The sequence below is a fragment of the Desulfobacter sp. genome, from assembly GCF_050177295.1.
Genome location: NZ_JBFXHE010000301.1, coordinates 1 through 5,478 on the forward strand (window position 1 = coordinate 1; position 5,478 = coordinate 5,478).

Annotated in this window: 8 protein-coding genes; 3 read left to right on the forward strand and 5 right to left on the reverse strand. The window is 44.8% G+C overall.

Annotated elements, in window-relative coordinates:
* Positions 1 to 793: ABC transporter permease (locus tag AB7U36_RS17380; RefSeq protein WP_428160946.1), on the forward strand; the 793-nt coding region annotated here is incomplete at its 5' end.
* Between the two features lie 49 nt (positions 794 to 842).
* The gene (locus tag AB7U36_RS17385) at positions 843 to 1,385 is read left to right on the forward strand and encodes a hypothetical protein (RefSeq protein ID WP_428160947.1); all 543 of its coding nucleotides are present in this window, start codon (positions 843 to 845) and stop codon (positions 1,383 to 1,385) included.
* A 13-nt stretch (positions 1,386 to 1,398) separates the two neighbouring features.
* Here the strand turns inward: AB7U36_RS17385 and cutA are convergent, their stop codons facing one another.
* The 3 genes from cutA to AB7U36_RS17400 form a co-directional block, all read right to left on the reverse strand.
* Positions 1,399 to 1,755, reverse strand: a complete 357-nt coding sequence (cutA, locus tag AB7U36_RS17390) for a divalent-cation tolerance protein CutA (protein ID WP_320398651.1) — start codon at positions 1,753 to 1,755, stop codon at positions 1,399 to 1,401.
* Positions 1,756 to 2,051: 296 nt separating this feature from the next.
* Positions 2,052 to 2,486, reverse strand: coding sequence for a hypothetical protein (locus tag AB7U36_RS17395; RefSeq protein WP_320398652.1), 435 nt, complete (start codon positions 2,484 to 2,486; stop codon positions 2,052 to 2,054).
* Between the two features lie 20 nt (positions 2,487 to 2,506).
* Positions 2,507 to 3,127 (reverse strand): hypothetical protein, encoded by a 621-nt coding sequence (locus AB7U36_RS17400; protein ID WP_320398653.1) that lies wholly within the window; start codon positions 3,125 to 3,127, stop codon positions 2,507 to 2,509.
* 336 nt (positions 3,128 to 3,463) lie between these two features.
* Here AB7U36_RS17400 and AB7U36_RS17405 point away from each other — a divergent pair, with 336 nt between their 5' ends.
* On the forward strand, positions 3,464 to 3,628 hold the full coding sequence (locus tag AB7U36_RS17405) for a hypothetical protein (RefSeq protein WP_320398654.1): 165 nt from the start codon (positions 3,464 to 3,466) through the stop codon (positions 3,626 to 3,628).
* Positions 3,629 to 3,641: 13 nt separating this feature from the next.
* Here AB7U36_RS17405 and AB7U36_RS17410 read toward each other — a convergent pair whose 3' ends face one another.
* A complete protein-coding gene (locus tag AB7U36_RS17410; RefSeq protein ID WP_320398655.1) occupies positions 3,642 to 5,309 on the reverse strand; it encodes a HEAT repeat domain-containing protein in 1,668 nt (555 codons plus the stop codon).
* 11 nt (positions 5,310 to 5,320) lie between these two features.
* Positions 5,321 to 5,476: a GDP-mannose 4,6-dehydratase gene (locus tag AB7U36_RS17415; protein WP_428160948.1), complete on the reverse strand. Its 156-nt coding sequence runs from the start codon at positions 5,474 to 5,476 to the stop codon at positions 5,321 to 5,323.
* Positions 5,477 to 5,478: the final 2 nt, after the last annotated feature.

Consider the following 5,478-nt stretch of genomic DNA (forward strand, 5'->3'; position numbering starts at 1 on the left):
TGCGTCCGAAAAGGTGGTCCAGGGACGGCCCATCTCTCAAACCCCATGGGAATTCGGCAGCAACACACCATTTGAAATTTCCATGGAACGCTCCTTTGCCGACCGCCATGAAATAAAGATCGGTGACGCGCTGGAAGTGGATATCCAGGGGATTTCCCTGACCGGGAAAGTGGTCAACCTGCGCCAGGTAAAATGGGCCAGCTTCCAGCCCAATTTCTTTATGCTGTTCCAGGACGGGGTGCTCAACGACGCGCCCAAAACCTATGTGGCCAGCATTTCTAACCTGGCCCAGTCCCGCCGCCATGAACTAAAAAATAGAATTGTAGACCGGTTTTCCAATATTTCGGTCATTGATGTGACCCAGACAGCCCAGACCATCCTGGGTGTTACCGACCGCCTCTCCCTGTCCGTGAAATTCATGGCCTGGCTGGCCATTGCCGCGGGACTTTTATCCATATTTTCTATTTCCCGGCATCAGGCTTTTAAAAACCGGAACCAGATCAACCTGCTCAAGGTCCTGGGTACGGATTTTAAGACGCTGGGGCTCATTACCCTGCTGGAGTCGGGGTTTATCGGGTTTTCGGCAGGAATTACGGCCTTGTGCCTGAGTGTCGCGGTCTCCTTTGGGATCTCCTGGTATTTTTTTGACAGCCTGTGGCAGCTGGACGGGGGAGCCCTTTTCCTGATCCTGTGTCTCTCAACGGTGACCTGCATGGCTACCGGCCTTGGGGCGGCATGGCAGGTCATGAAGGCCCGGCCGGTTCAGCTGCTGGGACAAGGGTACTCAAAATAGTGTCTGAACAAAAATTATTGGAACTTTCATATAGAAAGGATAATCAGAAATGACGACGGCATGTGTAAGAAAAATATTGCCCAATGTTAAGGATTTTAAAGCGTTCTGGAAAAAACAAGGTCCTTTTCGGTACGCACTGACAAGCAAGGAGTATCCACCTGTGCTGCTGGAACCCGAAGAGTGGATATTTGGCCAGGATAAACAGGCGGTTCTTAAAGAGCTGATGCAGTTCTCCCGTATGAAGATGTTCTTTGCACCGGCGCCGTTCAACCCGGACAATAAAAACATCCTGCGTCCTGATGATATCTGTGCCTGGAAGATTGTCCATTTTCCGGAACCCTGGAATGCGATGATATGCGACGGGTTCCTGCCCGAAGGCCAGCTTACCCGGGCTGTGGTGGATGAGTGCTTGAGGCTGGGCCTTGCCGAGGATGAATCAGGTATTGAACAGGCTTTTTTCAGTCTGCTGGAAAGGCAGCTGGATTGTATGGGCTATGTATGGCTGCCGCCCCGGGGGAACGCACAAACCGCCTTTATTCATGAATACCTGGAGGCGTGGCTCAAGGATGAGGAAGAGGCCGGGATATTGTAGTGTTTTGTAAGTATCAATCTTGTTTTGCATGCCATTCGTTATCCGCTACCGACGCAGGGCCCACTTGTGCCCTGATCCAGTCCAGAAATGCGTTATTGCCGTCAAGTACATCCAATCCAACGATACAGGGACAATCATAGCTATGCATGCCCTTCACCGCCTCCACCAGATCAGGCAAACAATCCGCACGGGTTTTTGCAATCATCACCACTTCGCGCTCTTCCTGAAGGGTCCCTTTCCATTCATAAACCGAACGCATACCGTCAATGATGTTTACACAGGCGGCCAACCGCCGTTGAACCAATGTTTTTGCTATTTGTGACGCTTCGTCCATATTTCCGGCTGTTATGTAAACAATTTTGATTTTCATCCGTCCCTCCATTTAGAATTGGCGGCAACCATAAGTACACTTCCATAAAACGTTCATAGTCATCTTTGGATTTTAATCTCCGTTCTCCACGGCATTCACTATTCATAACGTGGTAGCAAATATTAGGAGACATTATGCGCAATGGTTTATAAATACAATTTTAACAGCCGAATCAATAAAATGAGTCAAGAGCAGACCCTTTTGTGGCCCTTTTGCTTTTGGTGTGCCCCTTTTGGATATTTCAAGATCTGACCGATAAGGCTCTGTCACTAATAGCTTGATTTCTTTTTCTATTTTTATTTCAAACTATCTTTCACCTCAAACTTTACAACATTTTTACTCCATTCTACCAAATAATCATTACTGGGATCTTTTACTAAAAATTTAATTTTGTACTCACCTTTTGGCAATTTTTCTTCAAAATCAAAATCTAAGGAGCCATTTCTGTCTGTTCGAACTTCTGCAAAATCGCAAAAACCTTCACCTGTTGGTTCCCATAATTCACATTTTTCTATAAGAGTTTTATTACTTTTATGTTCTTTACGTCCATTTATAGTCAGAACATATTTATGATTTGCTTCTAAACCATTTGCTTTAATGTTACCCTTAAATGCACCTGGATATTCTCTTTCATAGTTTAGAGTAAAATTCTTTTCAGCTGAAGACGAAACATTAAATGGAAATAAAATCAAAATCGATACAATCAACATTAATGAAAACTTACCTTCCATCAACTAACCCTCCTTGATTCTTAATTAATAGATAAAACTACATCTCTACAACAAATATAACCTTCTGGCATTTCACATAAATGCATAGATCGCTTCTTGTAGCATTCTAAAAATTTTTTATGCTCGTCCTTAGTTGCTAAGATAATTTCAACGATATATTTATCTTTTATAGCTCCACCTTTTAAACTTACATTTCTTTCCCATTCCATATCATCTCCAGGAAGGATTTGTTGTAGGTCTGTGTGCATTTTCATATTTTCATTAAATACCAACAGCCAGAGTGTATGCTCTATTGGCCTCTTACTAACTTTTATTTTTAAAGTCGCACTCAATTTTGTAATTTTAGGTATTGGTTCAATAAATATTGGAGATATTGTGTTACAATTTTCTTTTGTTGGTATATCGCTACAACATTTTTTTAACTTTTTTAAGTCTGCTTCTACAGAGGATAATCTATTTTGTATTTCAATTGTTTTAGATAATGATTGCGTTTTTTGTTCCAGATTATCGATCTTCTCTTCTAATGTTCCTATAAATTTAGCCCCTTGAATGATAGTAACTATTAATCCAATAATAGTTGCTATTGTTGCAATAACTTTTCCTGTCGGTATCTTGTATGGTTCAGTTTTTTTTGTAGCCACAATTCACCATTACTATGATAATGTCTAAGTCAGCAACGCTTTCCAGTTGAACCGCTCTTGTTAGCTTTTTAAGGGCTTGAGCATAATATCGGCCATAAGGTGTCCATCCGGAAAATTTTTTTTAAACACTGTAGATAAAATTTGCCCAGTCTGTGAATAGATATGAGACCTAACAAAAACCATTCACAGAAAGGATAAAGACACCGGGCGGGGCATCTACGCATCTACATACGCTGAATCTTTTCAAAATGCAAATACCAAAATAAAATGGTCCAGAGATGATGAGAAAAGAGTCTGCTCTTGGTTTATTAAGTTTTTTTGAGCTAAGAATACCTGATGGATCAAGAACAGATTCCTTTATTTTTTTTCAGCCTTTTGGAAAGGCAACTGGATTGCATGGACTATGTAGGGCTGACGCCTCGGGGGAAGGCAAAAACCGCCTTTATTCATGAATACCTGGAGGAGTGGCTCAAGGATGAGGAAGAGGCCGGGCTATTGTAACACTTGAACCTGACTATTCCCCGGCCAGGGATTTGATTTGGCTGGGTTTTGGCGGAAATTCCCAGAATCCGTTAATGCCGCAGGTCTGGAACATTGATGTTAGGTTTTTTTTGTCCAGATGTCGCTGCAGGGAGCTGACCATGAGGGGAACCTGGTCTGCCGGATATAACTCTCTGATTTCACGGGCAAGGTCGTTGACCCGCATTTGTCTGATCAAAAAATCCGTTATGATTGCGACCGGCTTTTCACTTACAATGAATTCAAAGGCCTCCTGGGGGCCGAAAAAGGTTTGGGCGCAGAATCCGCATCCGTGAATGAGTCTGGAAAAGACGTCCAGATAGGGTGCTGATGGATGAATCACTACAACCACCGGACGGTCTGCCCGGCGTCGGTTGTCCCTGATCCGGGCAAATTTCTTGGCGGTTGCGGCCTGTTTTCGTTTTTCAAGAATGCTGATCCAGGTGTCAATGGTCCTGACCGGCGCAGAAGATTCCAGATAGTTTGAACTGATATATGAAAATGTGTCCGAGACCATCAACGCTTCTATGAGCCGGGGCGCGCATGTATCCAGAATAGTCGTGGCTACCGTTTCGCCCACGTTGGTGCCGGATTCAATTATTTTTTTAATTTCGGTGATCACATAATCCGAACAGTGTCTGTCCAAGGCCCTGATGGCTGCCATGCTCACAAAAATAGCCGGATCTGTGATCCCCTTTACAATGGGCGCTGTGGATTCAAGCTCAGGGTAGTGTGACAGGGCGGCATACAAAGAAAAACGGACCGAATTTTTAAGATCTTTTTCTTTGGTAAGGGTCAGCAGATCACCCAATGATTCCTGGGGGATGGTCCTTGCGATGAGCCTTAACAGGTTCTCCAGCAGATCGGGTGTCTGATTATCCAGATTGTCATGCAGGGCCCGGGCTACTTCATGCCCTTTGTCCCCAAAGTATTCAAAGGCCTTTAAACGATCTTCAATTTTAGGGGAAACCAGCCGCCGGACATTGGGGTCATCAGGGTGGTGGCAAGGTGGTGCCGGTTTCGGTTGTCTGAATAGTTGGGGGCCTTGAGTTGGCTTTGTCTTTCCCTGGGAGTGGGGGGGCGGGGGTGTTTTTTGTTTACTTTTTAGGAAAGCAAGGGCATCCAGGATGTCCGAATCGCATTTGTCAGTTTGTGCGATCTGTTCCAACCGCTGCACAGCATTGTTCGTGCCGATACGTTCCAGGGCTGTAACCGCTTCCTTACGCAGTTCAACATCATCGTAAAAAATAAATTCCGCCAGATCATCAACAAGGCATTCCATGCCAAGCCTGCCTGCGGCCCGGAAGATCTCCTTGAGCAGATCCTTGTTGGCCTCCTTGTTCAGAATATGCCTGATCAAATGGGTTATGGGGCCGGGGCGGTCCGGATTGGTGTGGTTGATCAGGATCATGGAGAATTTAAAATTAATATGTGCCCTGTCCATGGTGAGTTGATACAGACGTGGGCGAAGGGGATGGGTGGGGCCCATGGTGTTCATAAGAAAAAATAAAATATCATAGGCCACATTATCCGGTGCCAGGGCAAGCTGTTCAATTATGGCCTGTTGCTGGTCTTCATCAAGGTTTAAAACCTGTGACAGGCTATCTGAATTTATCTGCCCCGTTTTGATCATCCTTTCAAATTCCGAAATAAATGAGGCCATTTATTTTCTCCTTATGAGTCATATCCTTTAGGGTTTTTTTGCTGCCAGTGCCATGCATCTTTGCACATATCCTCAATGTCCAGGACGGCTTTCCAGCCAAGTTCGCGCTCGGCTTTAGACGGGTCGGCCCAGCATGCGGCAATGTCGCCCGGCCTGCGGGGGGCTATTT

Bases quoted from the DNA above. Each gene is read 5' to 3' on its own strand.
- AB7U36_RS17385 (WP_428160947.1), top strand. From the start codon at position 843: ATGACGACGGCATGTGTAAGAAAAATATTGCCCAATGTTAAGGATTTT.
- cutA (WP_320398651.1), bottom strand. From the start codon at position 1,755: ATGAAAATCAAAATTGTTTACATAACAGCCGGAAATATGGACGAAGCG.
- AB7U36_RS17395 (WP_320398652.1), bottom strand. From the start codon at position 2,486: ATGGAAGGTAAGTTTTCATTAATGTTGATTGTATCGATTTTGATTTTA.
- AB7U36_RS17405 (WP_320398654.1), top strand. From the start codon at position 3,464: ATGGATCAAGAACAGATTCCTTTATTTTTTTTCAGCCTTTTGGAAAGG.
- AB7U36_RS17410 (WP_320398655.1), bottom strand. From the start codon at position 5,309: ATGGCCTCATTTATTTCGGAATTTGAAAGGATGATCAAAACGGGGCAG.